The organism is Paraeggerthella sp. (genome assembly GCF_048427265.1).
Lineage (GTDB): Bacteria > Actinomycetota > Coriobacteriia > Coriobacteriales > Eggerthellaceae > Paraeggerthella > Paraeggerthella hominis.
In genome coordinates, this window is the sequence record NZ_DBFOSR010000020.1 from 1 (window position 1) to 18,162 (window position 18,162).

Annotated in this window: 17 protein-coding genes; 3 read left to right on the plus strand and 14 right to left on the minus strand. The window is 62.6% G+C overall.

Annotated features, from left to right (window positions below; genetic code table 11):
- Positions 1-99: 99 nt before the first annotated feature.
- From ACMNI9_RS01910 to ACMNI9_RS01950, 9 genes are all read right to left on the minus strand, one after another.
- A complete protein-coding gene (locus ACMNI9_RS01910; protein WP_114566134.1) occupies positions 100-759 on the minus strand; it encodes a CDP-alcohol phosphatidyltransferase family protein in 660 nt (219 codons plus the stop codon).
- Positions 760-1,199: 440 nt separating this feature from the next.
- Positions 1,200-1,556 carry a 4Fe-4S dicluster domain-containing protein gene (locus ACMNI9_RS01915; RefSeq protein WP_114566074.1) on the minus strand — a complete coding sequence of 119 codons (357 nt, stop codon included), beginning with the start codon at positions 1,554-1,556 and terminating at the stop codon, positions 1,200-1,202.
- An 8-nt stretch (positions 1,557-1,564) separates the two neighbouring features.
- Positions 1,565-2,653: a nickel-dependent hydrogenase large subunit gene (locus ACMNI9_RS01920; protein ID WP_114566073.1), complete on the minus strand. Its 1,089-nt coding sequence runs from the start codon at positions 2,651-2,653 to the stop codon at positions 1,565-1,567.
- Position 2,654: 1 nt separating this feature from the next.
- Positions 2,655-3,338, minus strand: a complete 684-nt coding sequence (locus ACMNI9_RS01925; RefSeq protein ID WP_216528491.1) for an NADH-quinone oxidoreductase subunit C — start codon at positions 3,336-3,338, stop codon at positions 2,655-2,657.
- A gap of 1 nt (position 3,339) precedes the next feature.
- A complete protein-coding gene (locus ACMNI9_RS01930; RefSeq protein ID WP_114566071.1) occupies positions 3,340-3,783 on the minus strand; it encodes an NADH-quinone oxidoreductase subunit B family protein in 444 nt (147 codons plus the stop codon).
- A 13-nt stretch (positions 3,784-3,796) separates the two neighbouring features.
- On the minus strand, positions 3,797-4,684 hold the full coding sequence (locus ACMNI9_RS01935; RefSeq protein ID WP_114566070.1) for an NADH-quinone oxidoreductase subunit H: 888 nt from the start codon (positions 4,682-4,684) through the stop codon (positions 3,797-3,799).
- A gap of 18 nt (positions 4,685-4,702) precedes the next feature.
- Positions 4,703-6,538 (minus strand): NADH-quinone oxidoreductase subunit L, encoded by a 1,836-nt coding sequence (locus ACMNI9_RS01940; protein ID WP_418830631.1) that lies wholly within the window; start codon positions 6,536-6,538, stop codon positions 4,703-4,705.
- 313 nt (positions 6,539-6,851) lie between these two features.
- Entirely contained in the window at positions 6,852-8,300 is a 1,449-nt protein-coding gene (locus ACMNI9_RS01945) for an MATE family efflux transporter (protein ID WP_225749146.1), read from the minus strand.
- A 306-nt stretch (positions 8,301-8,606) separates the two neighbouring features.
- Positions 8,607-10,190, minus strand: a complete 1,584-nt coding sequence (locus tag ACMNI9_RS01950; RefSeq protein WP_114566067.1) for a YfcC family protein — start codon at positions 10,188-10,190, stop codon at positions 8,607-8,609.
- A 230-nt stretch (positions 10,191-10,420) separates the two neighbouring features.
- On the opposite strand from ACMNI9_RS01950, the gene ACMNI9_RS01955 reads away from it, so the two are divergent.
- The 3 genes from ACMNI9_RS01955 (at position 10,421) to ACMNI9_RS01965 (ending at position 13,122) form a co-directional block, all read left to right on the plus strand.
- Positions 10,421-11,392: a LuxR C-terminal-related transcriptional regulator gene (locus tag ACMNI9_RS01955; RefSeq protein WP_418830635.1), complete on the plus strand. Its 972-nt coding sequence runs from the start codon at positions 10,421-10,423 to the stop codon at positions 11,390-11,392.
- 148 nt (positions 11,393-11,540) lie between these two features.
- Positions 11,541-12,035, plus strand: a complete 495-nt coding sequence (locus ACMNI9_RS01960; protein WP_114566065.1) for an RNA polymerase sigma factor — start codon at positions 11,541-11,543, stop codon at positions 12,033-12,035.
- The gene (locus ACMNI9_RS01965; protein WP_418830637.1) at positions 12,025-13,122 is read left to right on the plus strand and encodes a DUF4179 domain-containing protein; all 1,098 of its coding nucleotides are present in this window, start codon (positions 12,025-12,027) and stop codon (positions 13,120-13,122) included. The genes ACMNI9_RS01960 and ACMNI9_RS01965 overlap by 11 nt, the downstream gene beginning before the upstream one ends.
- A gap of 56 nt (positions 13,123-13,178) precedes the next feature.
- On the opposite strand, the gene ACMNI9_RS01970 is transcribed toward ACMNI9_RS01965, so the two are convergent.
- The 5 genes from ACMNI9_RS01970 to ACMNI9_RS01990 form a co-directional block, all read right to left on the minus strand.
- A complete protein-coding gene (locus tag ACMNI9_RS01970; protein WP_418830639.1) occupies positions 13,179-13,430 on the minus strand; it encodes a GlsB/YeaQ/YmgE family stress response membrane protein in 252 nt (83 codons plus the stop codon).
- Between the two features lie 132 nt (positions 13,431-13,562).
- The gene (locus ACMNI9_RS01975; RefSeq protein ID WP_418830642.1) at positions 13,563-15,470 is read right to left on the minus strand and encodes a diguanylate cyclase; all 1,908 of its coding nucleotides are present in this window, start codon (positions 15,468-15,470) and stop codon (positions 13,563-13,565) included.
- Between the two features lie 281 nt (positions 15,471-15,751).
- Positions 15,752-16,234 carry a peptide-methionine (S)-S-oxide reductase gene (locus ACMNI9_RS01980; protein WP_418830645.1) on the minus strand — a complete coding sequence of 161 codons (483 nt, stop codon included), beginning with the start codon at positions 16,232-16,234 and terminating at the stop codon, positions 15,752-15,754.
- Positions 16,235-16,354: 120 nt separating this feature from the next.
- Entirely contained in the window at positions 16,355-17,140 is a 786-nt protein-coding gene (locus ACMNI9_RS01985) for an ABC transporter ATP-binding protein (RefSeq protein ID WP_220149551.1), read from the minus strand.
- On the minus strand, positions 17,134-18,162 hold the full coding sequence (locus tag ACMNI9_RS01990) for a FecCD family ABC transporter permease (RefSeq protein WP_418830648.1): 1,029 nt from the start codon (positions 18,160-18,162) through the stop codon (positions 17,134-17,136). Before ACMNI9_RS01990 ends, ACMNI9_RS01985 begins: the two co-directional genes overlap by 7 nt.

Consider the following 18,162-nt stretch of genomic DNA (forward strand, 5'->3'; position numbering starts at 1 on the left):
GGAAGCCTCGCGGCGATCGGGTGCGCGATTCGGACGCGGCTGCCTTGGAGCGCCTCCCTGCCTGCGCGCTGGTTCTCTGGGCGTACGTCGATCCATCCGCTATCGTCCGCCCTCCGGCGTTGCGCCTTTGGCCTCGCGCAGCTGCCGAAGCGCCGACGCGATGTAGTAAGCCGTGGTAGCTAACGCCAGGACAAGGCCGGCGTACACGAACCAGATGCCCCACGAGCAGGCGTCGGCGTTGAATCCGGGCAACCAGGCGACGTCGACGATTCCCAGGCCGGGCAGCAAAGGCCAGTTCAAAAGCAAGCCGGCGAACCCGATGAACAAAAGCGTGGTAGCAACCTTGCCGGGATAGACGACCGCGACGCGAATACGGAAACGCTTGATGAGACACGCGCCTCCAACAAGAAGAAACAGGTCGCGCACGATTACCACGAGGATGATCCACAAGGGAAGGCGGCCCACCAAGAACAGGCCCAAAACGCCCGATATCATGAGGATGCGGTCGACGGCGGGGTCGAGCAGCTGGCCAAGCTTCGACACCTGGTTCGTGCGACGGGCGATCTGCCCGTCGACCCAGTCGGTGCCGGCGGCCAGGGCGTACAGCAGCGTGGCTACCAGGTTGTAGCCATTCATGAGCAGGACGAAGAAAACGGGGACGAGACATAGCCGGATGAACGATATGACGTTCGGCACGGTGAATATCTTGTCAGAAACCTGCACGTCCTCGATCGTTGCTTCCTCGCTGCGTTTCGCCATATCCTCTTCCCTCGTCGCTTGCCGATCGCGCTTCAACAAAAACCGGGCGCGTTTAAGGCAGCCCGGCTTTTCCTTTGAATTCACTGGATCATTTTAGCAGGTTTCATTCAGGCCCTCGCAGGGTTTCGCGCTTCGACAGGTTTTCCATCAGGCGCTGCCGGGCAGAGGTCCACGAGCGCCGGTGCAAAGCCGGTATCGACGTTCGCTGGGATAATGGGCGAAGCGACGGCTTCCCATGTCAAAACGGACGAGTTTTGCGGCGGTTTTTCGCCCGAACGGAGCAGCTTCGCGCAAGGCGTTTTTCATCATGCCTGGTCAAAAGCTTGCCGCCTGCTATTATCCTGGTTCGAGGACCAGCAAAACTCGTCCGTTTTGACAAAGGAGCCGCATCGTTTCCGATGCGGCTCCTCATGTTCGAACGTTTCGCCTTGGTTTCGACGCTACGCCGTCTTCTTGGTGTCGGGCACCTCGAAGGCGTCCACGTGCTTTTTGGCCGCCGGCGGAGCATACGAAGGCTCCATCGTCAGGCAGTCCTTCGGGCACTCGCGCACGCAGCTGCCGCACTGCACGCAGCGGAAGCGGTCGATGGTCCACGTGCGGCCGGGCTTGTCCACCGTGATGGCGCCGCACGGGCAGCGCTTCTGGCAGATGCCGCACAGGATGCAGTTCGCCACGTCGTTGGCCACATGCCCCTTGAGTCCCGGCGGCGGCGTTTTGGTCTGAACCGGGTACTGGATGGTCTCGGGCTGCTTGAACAACCCCCCGAGGGTCATCTTTCCAAGCTTGAAGCTTCCCATGGTCCCTCCTACCTTTCCGTGCAGCTGATGCAGGGGTCGATGGTCAGCACGATCATGTTCACGTCCGCCAGGTCGCAGCCCGCGAGTGCCGTGGTCATGCCGGCCAGGTTCTGCGACGTTGGCGTGCGCATGCGCATGCGCTCCAGGTTCTTCGAGCCGTTGCCGCGCGCATAGTAGTAGCATTCTCCGCGCGGTTGCTCCACCACGTTGGCCGCTTGCGACCCGGCCGCCGGGGCGCCCTTCACGTCGACGGCGATCTCGCCCGCGGGAATCTTGGCGATCATCTCCTCGATGATGTCGATGGACTGCAGCACTTCGAGCGCGCGCACCTTGACTCGCGCGTAGCAATCGCCCTGGCCGTCCAGAATAGGCTGGAAATCGGACAGGTACCTGTACCCGCCGCCACCGAGCATGCGAGCGTCGTAGTTGACGTTGGATGCGCGGGCGAAGGGGCCCACCATGCTCTGCGCAAGGGCGTCCTCGTGGCTGATGTAGCCCACGCCCACGGTGCGGTTCTTCACCGACGTGTCTTTGAGGAACGCGTTGCACAGCTGCGCGTAGTCGTCCTTGATGCCTTCGAGCACGCGACGCATCTCGGCGAACTGGGCGTCGTCGATGTCGCGGACCACGCCGCCCACCTTGACGACCGAGAAGATGACGCGGCCGCCGGTGGTCTTCTCGAACACGTCGAGCACGCGCTCGCGCAAGCGCCAGCAGTGCATGAACAGGCTCTCGAAGCCGAATGCGTCGGCGGCAAGGCCCATCCACAGCACGTGCGAGTGGATTCGGCTCAGCTCGTGCCAGATGACGCGCAGGTACTCGGCGCGCGTGGGAATCTCGACGCCCATGAGCTTCTCGACGGTTTCGGCGTAGCCCATGGAATGCCCGAAGGCGCAGATGCCGCAGATGCGCTCGGCCACGTAGATGAACTGGTTGTAGTCGCGCGTTTCGACGAGCTTCTCAAGACCGCGGTGGATGAAGCCGATCTGAGGGATCGCCTCGATAACGGTTTCGTCCTCCACCACCAAATCGAGGTGCAGCGGCTCGGGCAGCACCGGGTGCTGCGGTCCGAACGGGATGACGGTCGCCTTTCCCATGCTACTCACCTTCCTTTCCCGCTGCCTCGGCGTCGGCTTTCGCCTTCTCGCGCGCAGCCTTGGCCTCGAGCGCCGCCTTGACCTTAGCGGCCTTTTCGGGATCGAGGTCCTTCAACTTGTCTTCGGCTGCAGCCTGCTTGGCTGCAGCTTCCTTCTTGGCCTTGGCCTCCATGGCGGCGCGCACCTTCGCGGCTTTTTCGGGATCCATCCCGGCCAGCTTGGCCTCCATGGCCGCCGCATCGTCGGCAGCAGGCTTGTCCCCCGCCGCCGCCTTCTCCTTGGCGGCTTTCGCGGCCGCGATCTTCGCAGCCTTCTCGCGCGCAGCTTTCTGCTCGGGCGAGATGATGGTCATGGGCTCCTTCTGCGAAACGGCGTAGAAGTTGCCGCCGAAATCGATGGCGATGCCCTTGATGTCCACGCCGAACAGGTCGTGCGTCTCGTTCTCGAACACGAACGCGGCCAGGAACTGGTCGGTGATGCTGGGAACGACCGTGCCCTTCTGCACGCCCTTGATCTCGTAGTTGACCAGCAGGCTGTCCTTCATGAAGGAGTAGATGAGGTCGATGCCGTCATCGGTGTTCACTGCCAGCAGCTGCACGAAGCGCCAGCCTTCGGCCTTCTTCTCGGCCGCGAGGGCGGGCAGGCCCTCGACGGTCAACGGGATGAACTCGGTTGCAAGCGTCATGTCACGCCCCCTTCTTCTGCGCCTGGAGCGCCTTGGACTTCTCTTCCAGGATACCCAGGCCCTGCACCACGGCGTCGATGATGGCTTCGGGGCGCACAGCGCAGCCCGGTGCGTACACGTCAACCGGAATGGCCTGGTCAACGCCGCCGATCACGTTGTAGCAGTCATGGAAGATGCCCGCAGAGCACGCGCAGATGCCGCAGGCGATGACCACCTTCGGCTCGATCATCTGGTCGTAGATCTCTTGCACTACCTTGATGTTCTGCTCGTTCACGCTGCCGGTGACAAGGAAGATGTCGGCGTGCTTGGGATTGCCGGTGTTGATGATGCCGAAGCGCTCGACATCGTAGCCCGGGCAGAGCGCGGCCAGCACTTCGATGTCGCAGCCGTTGCAGCTGGAGCCGTCGTAGTGGATGACCCAGGGTGATTTGGTTGCATACGTCATAGCTGCAGCTCCTTTACAGGTACGCCAGGACCGCGATGTTCACGCCGCCCGCCACGAAGGCCACGATCCAAGCCGACTTGAGCATGAACTGCCACTTCACACGGGCGAAGTTGTTGTCGATCCAGATCTCCAGGAAGTACACGAGCAGGGCCACGACCACCGCGAGCAGGATGGACAGCGGGTTGCTCCAGACGAAGAACAGGCCGGTCCAACCCAGGAACAGGATGTTCTCGCACCAGTGCATGACCTCGACCTTGGCAAGCGTCTTGCCGCTCATCTCGGTGGTGATGCCCTTGACGATCTCCTGGTGGGCATGGTGGGAGTACGACAGGTCGAACGGAGACTTGCGCAACTTGATGGTCAGCACGAACAGGAAGCCCAGGAACACAAGCCATATATTCGTGATGACGGGCGCGTCGAGCAGCAGGGCGCCGGCCGAGCTGAACGTGCCGATGGGACCGATCAGGCTGGTGGACATGAAGAACGCCACGGCCATGAACAGGATCATGGGCTCGTACGCCATGACCTGCAGCATCTCGCGACCCGCGCCGATTTCGGCATAGGGGCTGCGCGTGGAGTACGCGGCCACGATGAAGAACAGGGCCGACAGCGTTATCACGAACACGCTCATCAGCAGGTTGCCGCCGGAGAAGAAGATGCCGCCGGCGATGAGCGTGAACACGAGAGCGCAGGTCACGTACGTGCCCTCGGTGGAGTTGACGGACACGTTGTCCTTCTCGATGAGCTTGCGCACGTCGTAGTACGGCTGAAGCAGCGGAGGGCCTACGCGTCCCTGCATGCGCGCCGAGATCTTACGGTCGAGGCCCGCGAGCAGACAGCCCAGGATGGGAGCCAGAATGGCGAAGGCAAGGGTGCCGATGAGAACGAAAAGCAAAGACATGTCGAATCACACCCTTTCCTAGAACAGTCCCGGAACGGCCACGGCCGAAGCCGCGAACGCCACGATGATGACGACGGTGCACAGCGCGGTGCCAACCGGAGAGAGGCGCTTCTCGCCGAAGTAGTCCTCCATGTACCAGTTGCGCGCGGTTGCCGTGGATTCGCCCGACAGCGAGTTGCGGAACGTGCGCGCCTCGTTGTCGCGGCTCACGCCGGCAAGGTAGATGTCGGCCTTCTTGGCCTTGCTGCGACCCAGGCCCGCGAACAGCACCACGACCACGAGCGCCGACAGGATGGAGCCGATCCACAGGTTCGTGGTGGAAATGTCCTGGCCGATGGTCCCGAACACGCTGTAGACGTACGGATCGATGACGGTCCAGGAGATCACGGGCAGGCCCACGCAGCACAGGATGACGAGCACGGCCATGACCATGATGGAAACCCACTCGCTCTTATGCACGCTGACCTCGACGTTCTCAGGCTGCGCGGCAATGCCGGAAAGCTTGCCCAGCCATTTCGCCCAGAACATGAACGTGGCGGCCGAGCCGAACGCCAAGATGATGATGAGCGCCACCTGGCCGGTTTCGGCGAACGACACGAGCGTTGCCCATTTGGCGATGAGCATGCCGAACGGAGCGATGAACATGACCATGATGCCCAGCATCATGAAGCGCGCCAAGCGGGGCATGCGCTCGAACAGAAGGTCCATGTCCTCGATGTCGCGGCTGCCGATGTGGTGCTCGGCGGTGCCGACGCACAGGAACAGCAGCGATTTCGCAATAGCATGGAACAGCACCAGAAACGATGCGGCCCACACGGCCTCGGGGGTGCCGACGCCGGCGCACGCCACGATCAGGCCCAGGTTGGCGATGGTCGAATACGCCAGCACGCGCTTGGCGTTGCTCTGCGAAATGGCCATGCACGAGCAGAACAGGAACGTGAAGCCGCCCACGAGGATGACCATGACCGCCGGAACGGGGCATGCCATCATGATGGGAGCCAGCTTGATGAGCATGAACACGCCGGCCTTCACCATGGTGGACGAGTGCAGCAGCGCCGAGGTGGGCGTAGGCGCCACCATAGCGCCCAGAAGCCAGGTGTGGAACGGCATTTGAGCGGCCTTGGTAAGGCCCGCGAACGCAAGCGCGGTCACCGGCAGGGCCACCATCGCAGGGTTCTGGATGCCGATCTGCAAGAACTCCAAAAACGACAGCGTCTGGAACTGGATCGCCATGACGAACAGCGCCACCAAGAAGGCGATGCCACCCAGAAGGTTCATGATGATCTGGCGAAACGCGTTCTTGATAGCCTCTTCGGTACGGGTGAACCCAATGAGCAAGAACGAGCACACCGTGGTGATCTCCCAGCCCGTGAACACCCACATCATGTTGTTCGAGAACACGATCAGGAACATGGCGGACAAGAAGGCGAACATGAGCGCGAAGAACATCGGTCGGCGGTCCTTGGCGCCTTCAGGCTCATGCGCCTGGAAGTCTTCCATGTACCCGAGCGCGTACACGCAGATGCCGGAGCCCACCACGCCGATGATGAACGCCATGAGCAGCGACAGCGAGTCGAGGTACAAACCTTCGGTCACCAAGATGTCATGGGCGAACCCGAACTCGAACACGAGCGACCCGACCACCTGCACACCGGCCAGGACGCATGCCCACACGTTCTTGTACTTGATGCCGAAGTACAAGATGACGACCGCGATAAGCACGCTGATCGCCATGCACGCGTAATCCGCCACGGGCGAGTAGAATTCGTACGTTATCCACGGAGCTCCTAGGTAGGCCACCACCAGCCACACGGACACCAGTCCGATGACCAGGGCCGAGGCTCCCACAATCACATTTCTCGCTCGATTGTTGCGCACGACCAACAGGACGCCTGCAACAACCAGCGGGAAAAGGATTAAAAACCCGAGCATAGCCACGTAACTTCCCCCTTCACCTTTACCGATTGCTTGCGAACAATAAAAGCGACCCGTGTCGCTTGCCTAGCACTCTATCAAAGAAAAGCAGGGAGGTCGTATCTAGGGCCGCGTCGGGGGCGTTTGCTCGGTAAAAGGGCGTTTTGGGAAAACGGCGACAGCGCAAGCGGCAACACGTCTTAGGCGAACGGTTTCAGGGAGCCGCACGGGGCGCCCGCCCCCTGAAAACCCCCTACCCTTCCAGCGTGCGCAGCCTCTTCATCTCGAAGAACAGGAACAGCGACACCAGCAACGTCGAGGTGATGTCCGACAAAGACGGCGCGAACCAAACGCTTTCCAGCGGGGTGATCGGCAGCACGGACGGAAGGAATACCGGACAAAACACCAGCAGCGGTATCAAAAACAGTATCTGGCGCGTCAACGTGAGCACGGTGGCCTTCACGGCTTGCCCCGTTGCATCGAAGTAGTTCGAACCAATAGCCTGAACAGGCAAGATGGGAACGAACACCAGGTACAGCACAAGCGCCCACGCGGTTTCGGACAGGTAGGCTTCCGGCAGGCCGAACAGATGGGCGTACATGTTCGGCGCAACGATGACGGTCAGCCACAGCGGCACGGTGATGACCACGCCCATGAGAATGGCCTGCCCCAGCACGCGCTTCATGCGCTTGAACTTGCGCGCGCCGTAGTTGTACCCGATGATGGGCTGCGCGCCCATGGCAATGCCCATAGCCGGCATGAACGTGAACAGCCCCACGGCGGAAAGCACGCGCATGATGGCCAGCGCACCGTCCACGCCCAGAGGGTCGGAAGCGCCGTAGAACACGAGCAGGTTGTTCTCGACGGCCGACGACACGGCGAAGCCCAGCTGCATGACGGAGGGGGCCACGCCGAGCGCGCAAATGCGCAGGGCGAGCCGAGGCCGAAGCTTGAGGGACGGCACGGTCATGGGCATGGGCGAGCTCTTCTTCAAGAAGAACTGCATGACGAACAGGGCCGACAGAGCCCACGAGCACACGGTGGCAAGGCCCGCGCCGCGCATGCCTCCATCCAAGACAACAATGAACAGGTAGCCGAAAACCACGTTCGCGCCGGTGCCCACCAGCATGGATCCAAGCGCACGGTTCGGATGCCCGGCAGTGCGGATGAAGTTGTTCATGCCGAACGCGATGAACTGAAGGGGGCAGCCCGCCACGATAACTACCATGAAGTCCATCGCCAGAGGCAAAACGGCGTCATCGGCGCCGGAGTAGCGCAAGACCGGCTCGAGCGCGAACGGCGCCACGATCCAGAGCACCGCAGCCGCGATCAGCAGGAGCACGAAACTGTTCCCCAGCACCTGTCGGGCGACGTCTTTTCGGCCCTCCCCCAGCCTGATGGCGGCAAGCGCGTTGCCGCCGACGCCCACCAACATGGAAGCCGCCACCATGGCGGTCATCATCGGGGTTGCCACCGTGGTGGCGGCAAGGCCGTCCGCGCCCACGGCATGGCCCACGTACACCGCGTCGATGACGTTGTAGAGCATCTGCACGATGACGCCCACCACGGCAGGCACGGAAAACTCCAGGAGCAGCTTGAACGTGCTCTCGGTGCCCATGCGGTCGATCTTGCGATCCGCCGATCCGGCGCTTTCGCAGAGCGAGGGCGCCTCCGCGCCCGATTCATGTACGGTCTTGCTCATAGGTGCTCGTCGCTTTCGATAAAACGACCACGTATACGCCCGGACGATCTGGGCGTATACGTGGTCGATAAACGTTCCGGGTTGTCCCGGCTAACGGGATCTCGGCTGCGGAGCTTCCTCGAAAGGGCTCGACGCATCGAGTCTCGGGTCATCCCGAGCAGGCATCAGTATACGGGAACGAACTTTGTCCGACAACCCGGCCGAGCGCAGGAAAACGGCCCGGCGAAACGCTGCCGGGCCGTGACGAATATCGGGCGCGCGTACCGTTGTCCGACAGTTGCGAAGCGCCCGCGGATGTGCGTTGGATCACGCGCTGTACATGAGGACCTGCGCAACCAGCAGGATGCCGCCGAACACGAGCACGAACACCACCATGGGCCACACGAACTTCAGCCACTTCGAGTACTTCATGTCCAGCATGGTAAGCGTTGCCAGCACCAAGCCCGTTGGCGCAAGGTAGAGCATGGCGTACTGGCCCCACTGGTAGGCGCACACGACCACCGAGCGAGGGATGCCCACGGTGTCGGCCAGCGGCGCCATGATGGGCATGGACAGAACCGCAAGACCCGACGACGAGGGAACCACGAAGCCCAGGAAGAAGAACACGAGCATCATGACGATGATGAACACGGGCCCCTGCATGCCCTGCACCAAGCCCGAAGACCAGTGCAGAAGGGTATCGGAGATGAGCCCCTGCTCCATGATGAGGTTGATTCCGCGCGCCAGGCCGATGATCAGCGACACGCCCACCAAGCTGGACGCTCCGTTGATGAAGGCGTCAACCACCTGCTTCTCGGCTATGCCGGAAAGGAACATGATAATGATGGCGATCGCCAAGAACGAGGCCGCCATCTGGGGGAACCACCAGCCTTGGCTGACGACGCCCCACACCATGATGGGAAACGCTATCACGAACAGCACCAGGATGGTCTTCTTGCGAAGCGTGAACCCGCTTTCCTTGGCCTCTTCGGTCTCGCCCGCTTCCACGTTGTAAAGCTGCGCGAACTTCTCACGATCTTCGTACGTGTAGGAAAACGTAGGGTCGGCCTTGATCTTGCGGCTGTACCAATACAGGTAGCCGATGACCACGAGCGCGCCCACGATGCAGCCCGCCACGCGCCATTCGATGCCCTGCGTGAAGTTGATGCCCGCCGCGTTCGATGCGATAACGACCGAGAACGGGTTGATGGTCGAGAACGTCGTTCCCATCGACCCGGCCAAGAAGATGGCGCCCACGCAGATGATGGAGTCGTAGCCGAGCGCCAGGAATATGGGCACGAGGATCGGGTAGAAGGCGACGGCCTCCTCCTCCAAACCGCAGGTGGTGCCGCCGAGCACCATGAGAACGCTCACCAAGAACACGAGCAGAAACTCGCGTCCCTTCGTCTTCTTGGTGAGAGCCATGAGACCCGATTCGAAAGCACCGCTGGCGTTGACCACGCCGATAAGGCCGCCGAGCACCAGGATGAACACCATGATGTCCGCCGCTTCGATGGTTCCCGACACCATGCTCACCGTGATGTCGGCGATGCCCTTAGGCTGCTGTTCGAGCTGTTCGTAAGTGCCCGGAACGGAAATGGGCTTGGATAGCGCGCCCGACGTGAATTGCTCGATGTCGATGTTCACGCCGATCTTGTCAAGCTCCTCTTGCGTGGCAGCCACTTCCGTAACCTGCTTCTGAGGACTGGTGATCTGCAGCACGTTGTCATCCGCGTTGTACGCGAGCTTCGCGTACTGGCCCGCGGGCACGAACCACGTTGCAGCTACCGCAACAATAGTGAGCGCGAACAGGATGGTGAACGCGGTGGGAAAGCTGAGCTTGCGGCTCTTCTTCGGCTTTCCCTCGCGCTGCCCGACGGATCGGGCGGGTGCAGTCGCTTCCGTCGACATGGGGACCCCTTTCGTAGGCATTGGACCTTGCTGCGGCACATGATGTACCGTCGGCGCTCATCCGAACAGGTATAACGCGGGGATATAGGCGGGTATAATTCGGTAATACACCCAAAGGACGATGCTCGATCAGGGCTGATGCAGCGGGAGTTTGCGCGCGCAGCGTTGCGGCATAGCCTATACTGTTGCCATTCTGCTCGACCGAGGTGGCCGACGATGGAGAACGCTTTATGGACATGGGTCTCGTGCTTTTCTACTACACGCTGTTCGTGCTGCTTGCCGTGATTCTGACGGCGGCGGCGTGTCTTGCCTCGTATTTGGTTTCGCGGACGAAAGCGCTGCTGTACGCGTTCTTCGGCTTCCTGTTCTACTTCTTCGACGTCGCCTTGGTCTTTCAGGACGACTTCATGATGCGCTGCGCCGCCGACGTGCTGTCCACGCCGTTTTTCATCGGCAGCCCCGCCGCGTCCATCGTCATCGGAGGCGGAGCGTTGATGGCTTTTTGGCTGGTGGTGTGCGAGTACATCGAGGAGCGCCGGCTGTTCGCGCAATGGATTCCGGGAGCCGCCTTCGTGCTGGGAAGCATCGCGGTGCTGCTGTTGGTCGAAGAAGGGAACGTCCAGGAGTTCCTCTTCTACAGCATGCGCGAGCTGATGATGTACTGGATGCTGGCCTACGTTGCCGTGATGTACGTGGGCGCGCAGGACGAGGTGCTGCGCCTTCGCATGCGCCGGTTTCGCAAGCTCTACCTTGCGCTGTGGATCCTGGTGACGCTCGTGCTGCTGGAAAACGTCACCTTCCTGCTGGTCATCGGACCGAGCATGGTGGCCGACGGGCTGTTCCCCTTCCTGCCGCAACGCAACTTCGCAGAAAACCTGCTGGTTCTTTGCTGTGCGTTCGTGGCATGCCGCGGATCATGGAAGAACCTTTCGCTGCGCCATGCCGACCCGCCCACGCAAGGCGGAGACTCGCTTCAAGCGTTCATCGAGCACAACCTGGGCGCGTACAGCGCCGCGCGCAACCTGTCCAAACGCGAGGAAGAGGTTTTGCGGCTGGTGCTCTTGGGAAAAGACAACCAGAACATCGCCACCGCCATGAGCCTGGCGCCCGGTACCGTGAAGGTGCACATGCACCATATTCTGCGCAAGACGGGCAAAGCGAACCGCAAAGAGCTCATGCAGGATTTCTGGGAGTTCTCTTAAACCCTTCGGGAGCACGGAATCCTCGGCGCGTCTTCTCGAAATCTTTCGCGCGGGTGTCAGGATTCGCGCATCTCGTTCGTATTGTCGGTGAAGCAGCGCTGCCGCCCGGCGACGATCGGGCCCCACACGACAGGAAGCGAACCGGATCATGGACAAAAGACGGCCGGCGCAAGCCGAAGCCGAACGGCTAGTGGACGCGTACGCGGACCTTATCCTGAGGTTGAGCTACACGTACCTGAAATCCACGCACGACGCCGAGGACATCTGCCAAAACGTGCTGTTCAAGCTCATGAGCCGCACGGATCCCTTCGAAAGCGCCGAGCACGAGAGGTCCTGGGTGATTCGCGCCGCGGCGAACGCCTGCAAAGACGTGCTGCGCAGCGGGTTTCGGCGAACGTCGGCGCCGCTTGACGAGATGGCGGACCCGCCCGCGCCCGAACCGCCCGAAAGCAACGTGCTCGACCAGGTCATGCGGCTGCCGCAGAACTACCGCGAAGCCATCTACCTGCATTACTACGAGGGATACTCCCTGAAAGAGATAGCCGAGATGACCGGACGCAGCGAGTCGGCCGTAGCGGCGCACGCAAGCCGCGGCCGCGCGAAGCTGCGCGCCATGTTGAAGGAGGAATCCGATGAACGATGAGCTTCGACGCGCACTGGACGACCTGCGATTCTCCGACAACGAGAAAGCGCACTTGGCACGCAACCTCGCGGCCGCCTGCGAAGAACCCGAGCGTTCGGGGAAGCGCGCCTTCGCAGCCTCGGCGCAACCCGGTGGAAAGCGAACCCGCCGGACGATCGTCGCCGTAGCGGCTGCCGCGTGCTTGACGGCTGCGATCTGCGGCGGCGCGTACGCGTCCGGCGCGCTTTCGAGCATGGAAGACGTGTTCGACGACGTGTTCGGGGGGCCTCCTGCGCAAACCGAGGTGATCGACAAGATAGGGCGTCCGATTGGCGTAAGCGCCACGACGAACGGCATTACCATCACGGCCGAGGCGATCGTAGGGGATGCGCGCAGCTACGCGCTGGTGTTTCGCGTCGAGAAGGACGACGGCACGGCGTTCGAAGGCATCGAGCCTCTCGAAAACGGTCTGCTGCCGCTCTGGTTCGAAAACGGCTCCATGCTGCATGTACCGGGCTTTACGGGAAGCGGAGGCAGCTCCAGCTTCCACGATCCCGATCCCGCCGACAACGCCCTTCGATTCGTGCAGCGAATGACCGTGAACACCTCCGACGGCACCATCGCGGGCAAGACGGCGCACGTCGAGCTGAGCGATCTCTGCGCGCTCGGTCCGGAAGGCGACAGGCGAATGGTGGCCGAAGGGACGTGGAAAATGAAGTTCGCCATCGACTACGAGGACACATCCGTCGCCCTGCCCGCCGGGCAGGCGCTCGACGTCGACGGCATGGACGCCACCGTCGAGGCGATCTCCCTTTCTCCCCTTTCGCTTGCCGTGGACTACACGGTGCAAGGGACGATCGGGCAAGGCGGGGGCGCTTTCGAGCAGGATCCCGCAATGCGGTCCGAGGAACTGGATCGATTCCGCGACGTGAGGATGACGGTGCGCCTGAAGGACGGAACGTCGATCGACGCGTCCAACGCCGCAAGCAGCATGCGCGAGCAGGGCTCGGCCACGGCATGCAGCAAGACGTTCATGTTCGATGCCTTCCTCAACCTTGAAGAGGTGGCGTCGGTCACGATCGGGAATGCGGAGGTTGCCTTTCCGTAGGGCGGCAAGCCCCGCGCATGCGGCCCGCCCGCTCTGCGAGGCGGGCCGTGCTTTTGCTATGACCTCTTTCCCGTGATCAGGTTGATCGCCGCCAAAAGAACGATGGACCCAATCAGCGCGACGACGAACGACCACACGTTGAGGCCGGTGAACCCCGCTTGCCCGAGGAAGTCCATGAGGAACCCGCCGACGAGCGCGCCCACCACTCCGGTAACGATGTTCTTGAGAAAGCCTCCGTCGGTTTTCATGATGAGGCTTGCAATCCAACCCGCCAGTCCGCCGATGACTACCCACACGATGATGCTCATGATCGCTCCTTTCCATCGACTGCACCATAAGCATAGGAAAGGCAGGGGGCGACCGCCCGTCAAGCGGTTAAAGGTAACCCCGTCGTTATGGAATCGTTGCCGCTGCGACGCGGCGATCGGAATCGGCGCGGCCTAGTCCTCCCCGTACACCGTCAACCCGTTTCGACCCTTCTCCTTCGTGCGGTACAAAGCCTGGTCGGCGTGCTTGTACAGCGTATCGAAGTCCGAGCCGTCGCGAGGGGCGAACGCGATGCCGATGCTCGCCGACATGTGCCACGTCTTACCGTTGCTGGCATGGTCGCGATCCAGCTCGCGCGAAAGCTCCTCGGCCTTCCTCCTGGCCCACGCCTCGTCGGGCACGGAGGCGAACGCCACGAACTCGTCGCCGCCGATACGGCCGATGACGTCGTCTTTCCTGAACGCCGAGCGGATGGAGCCGGTGAAGGACTTGATGACCGTGTCGCCGAAGGCGTGGCCGAACCGGTCGTTCGCCTGCTTGAACACGTCGATATCGAAGATGAAGAACGCGAACAGGCCCGCACGATCCTCTTCGAGCGCCTGCCCTATGACGCGCTCCGTCGCAGACTTGGTGTACAGCCCCGTCATCTCGTCCGTCATCGCAAGGCGGCGCATGTGGCCCTCGCGCAGCTTCTCGGCGTTGACGTTCTGGCGATACACCAGCATGTGCACCGCGCCGTCTTCGTCGTTTTTCACGATGCGCCCCGTGATGCGCAGCCAGTAGTACTCCCCGCCGCTCGATATCATGCACTCGTAGCGCAGCTCCTCGCGCCCGGCCTCGTACGCTTCGAGCACCTTGTCAGGAGAGAACGTGTTCAGGTAGCCGTCGCGGAATTCCTCTTTGATCTGCCTCTCCGCAATGATGGCCAGCCCTTCGCTGAACGAAGCGCCTCGAGGCGCGCCCAGGCTTTCGAAATAATCTTCGGCCGCTTCGTTCGCAGGGCGGTCGTTCGTCACGTCCAGCTCGTAGATGTCTTCGAACAGGTGCTGCGTGGCTTTCTCGAACGCGGTTCGGCGCTCTCGCTCGATCGACTGCGTCAGGTTCACGATCTTGCGGTTGAAGTTGCGGATGACCGACGTGATGACGAACAAGATGACGCCCACGATGAGGACGATCACGGCAAGCGTCTCGGCAAGCTGCAAGCGCAGATCCGTCAAAAGCTCGCTCGTGTCCCTTTCGACAACCAAATGCCAGCCGGCATCGGGCAAGAAGCGCGCGACCACGTAGTCGGATTCCACCGGGATGACGCCCGAGTTCTCACCCGCCCAGAACCCGAGAGATTCGGTTGCGGAATCCCAGCTCGTCAGCTCCGCCTTCTGCTCCTCCGTGAACGGATGCACGTCGAAGTAGTTCAGGTTCTCCCCGACGTCGTGGTTCGCGGACACTTCCACCGTGCCCGCGGCGTCTACAAGGTAGGCGTCCACGCCGAAGTCGTCGTGGTACTGCCTGAAAAGCGATTGCAGATGCTCGATGCGCATGCCCACGCCAACGACGCCGAGCGCGTTGCCTTGCGCATCGCGGATCACGCAGTTCGCGAACAGGGTGACTTCGCCGTTCGCTGCGTCGTCGTTATCCACGTTCGCCGCGTAGGCTTCGCCGCTTTTCAACAGGTCGTAATACCAATCGTTGGCAGGATCTTCAGGATTCATCGTGCGATCCGACCCGGTATAGCTGTAGTAACGCCCGGTATCCGCCGACACCAGGAACACGGATTCGTAGCCGTACAGCTCGTGGTACTCCCCCAGGTAGGTTCGGATCGTCTCATCGTAGCTAGGATCGTCCTCGCGGTCGCGCTCTTCGGAGAGCAGAAGTTTGAGCAGGCTGTCGTTCGCCATGGTGAGCGACACGTTGAGCGGCTTCGAAAACGTGGTGTTGAGCTGGTGGTACATGCTGCCCGACGCAAGGCGGGACACTTGCTCGATGTTTTGAAGGGAGGCTCCGTAGTTGGCCTGGTAGCTCAGCGCAGACGTGACGACGAATCCCCCGACGATGATCAAGCAGACCAAGACGTTGGTCCGCATGAGAATCCCTCGCCTCACCTGGCTCCCCCTTCGATACGCGAAACAGCTGACGCTTGGCCCGTCGTTGGACCGATGCGCTTCCCTAGCCGGCATCCGCATATCCGCGGTGCGGTTCCCATGGTAAACCAACGCTGCCAAAGAAACCGCGCGGAGTCGACGGTTTTTCGCGCGCTGCGCACCCTGTCGCGTATTTTACGGGCGCGAATCGCATCGATCCCGCTAATCAAGCTAGCTCCGCGACGCGCGAGCGCGCGCCATTCCACGCGAAGGCAAAGCGAGCGCTAGGGAACAACTCGCTTGTGCTTGGCCAGCAGCTCGACGGGAATATGGCAGTAATCGTCCGGGCATCGATCGAGCCTGTCCTGATGCTCGTCGGCGCTTCTGACGTACCTCGACAACGGCTCCACCTCGACGACGATCCTCGCCGCATCGTCGCGCGCTTCGATGAAGGCCCTTGCTTCATCAAGATGGCGAGGATCCTCGCTGTACACGCCGGTACGGTACTTCTTGCCGACGTCGATCCCCTGCTTGTTCAAGCTGTACGGATCGATGATCTCGAAGAAGTACCCCATAAGCCGAGGAACGGATACGACGCGCTCGTCGAAGACGGTCCTGACGCATTCCGCGTACCCGTCGTAGGGACCGTCGAGCGTGTCGGTGCTGCCGTTTGCGCGGCCCGCTTCCGTTTCGACGACGCCCGGCAAGGTCTTCATATATGCCTGAACGCCCCACAGACAGCCTCCGGCGAAATACATGGTTTGCATGACGGGTGCGCCTCCTTCTTGAACTCCGCGCCTATCATAACCGTAGAGCGACCGCCCTGCCCTGCGAACCGGAAAAACCAGAGGAGGCCGAGCGCAAGCGCGCCGTGCAGCAGCCAAGCTCTACGGGCCCTTCACGGGCCCGGGGATGCAGACCCTCCTCCCACCGACGCTCTCGATGCTCGCCTCGATGCCGTAAAGGGCGCGCATGCTTGCAGCGGTGACCACCTCGTGCGCGGGCCCCGCATGGCTTACGACGCCGCCGTCCATGATGGCAGTCGAACCCCCCAGGCTGAGCGCGTGGTCCGGAAAGTGCGTGGTCATGATCACGCCCATGCCCTGCGCGCGCAGCTGCTCCACCAGCTTGAGGAAGCGGTGCTGGTTGCCGAAGTCGAGGTGCGCCGTCGGCTCGTCGAGCACGAGCGCCTCGGGCTCCTGGGCCAAGGCCGACGCGATCATCACGAGCTGGCGCTCGCCTCCCGAGATCCGCGTGTACGGCTCGGCGCTCAGATGCGCGATGCCGAGGAAGTCCAGCTTCTCGAGCGCCGCGGCCTCGTCCGCCGCGCCCGGAGAGGAGAACCTCCCGATGGCGGACGTGCGCCCCATGGCCACCACGTCGACGACCGGGTACTCGAAGGTCGGGGCGTGCGCCTGCGGGATGTAAGCCATGCGCCGCGCGAGGTCGCGCGGCGCATACGACCCCACGGGCCTGCCGTCGATGAGCACCGTGCCGCCCGCGGGCTCGAGCGCGCCGACGACGCACTGCAGAAGCGTGCTCTTCCCCGCGCCGTTCGAGCCGAGGATGCACAACACGTCGGGCGACTCGTACGTCAGGGACAAGCCGTCGATGACCGGCCGACCCCTGCCGTAGGAGAATCTCAGGTTGTCGATGTCTATGCGCACTACCATGCGACCTTTCTGCGGTAGATGAAGTACAGGAACATGGGCGCGCCGATGATGCCCGTGATCACGCCGATGGGAATCTCGAACGCGGAAACCGTGCGGCACAGGTCGTCGATCGCGATGAGGTAGCACATGCCCAGCGACGCAGAGGCCGGCAGGAGCCGTCGGAAATCGGGCCCCACCAGCATGCGAGCCAGATGCGGCACCACGATGCCCACCCAGCCGATGATGCCCGACAGGCTCACCGTGAGCGCGGTCACCACCGAGCACGACGCGATGATGATGCCGCGGTCGCGCGCCACGTCGATACCGAACGAGCGCGCCTCCGCGTCGCCCATGCTCAACACGTTCGCCCTCCAGCGGAACAGGAACAGCACGCCCATGAACGCAAGGTACGGCGGCAGCACGCCCGAAAGGGCGTCGTAGCCCACGCCCGACAGCGACCCCATGAGCCAGTAGACGATCTGCGGCAGCTTCTCGGTGGGGTCGGCCACGAATTTGAGCAGCGACACGAGCGACGAGAACAGGGAGCCGACGAGCATGCCCGACAGGATAAGCGTCACCGTGGACGCGCGGCCCCGCGCCACGATGGCGAAGGCCAGCGCCACGGCCGCCAAGCCGAACGCAATGGCCCCGACCTGCGTGCCGAAGCCCGACAGCCCCGCCACGATGGCCAGCGCCGCGCCGAAGCCCGCGCCGTTCGAGACGCCGAGAGTATCAGGCGCTGCCAGCGGGTTCTTGAACAGCCCTTGGAACATGGCGCCCGTGACCGACAGGCCGGCGCCCACCACGGCAGCCGCCAGCACGCGGGGCACGCGAACCTCCCACACGAGGTTCGCCGCCATCGCATCCGCGCCAAGATCCCGCCCGACGATGCGCGCGAGCAGGATCCGGCACACTTCGATCGGGTCGACGGCGTAGGCGCCCAGCGCAAGCGACCCCGTCGCGAAAACGAGCGGCAGCGCAACGAGCGCCGCCGCCGTCACCGCGTCGAGGCCGCTGCCGGCCTTTGCTTTCGCAGCGCGCAC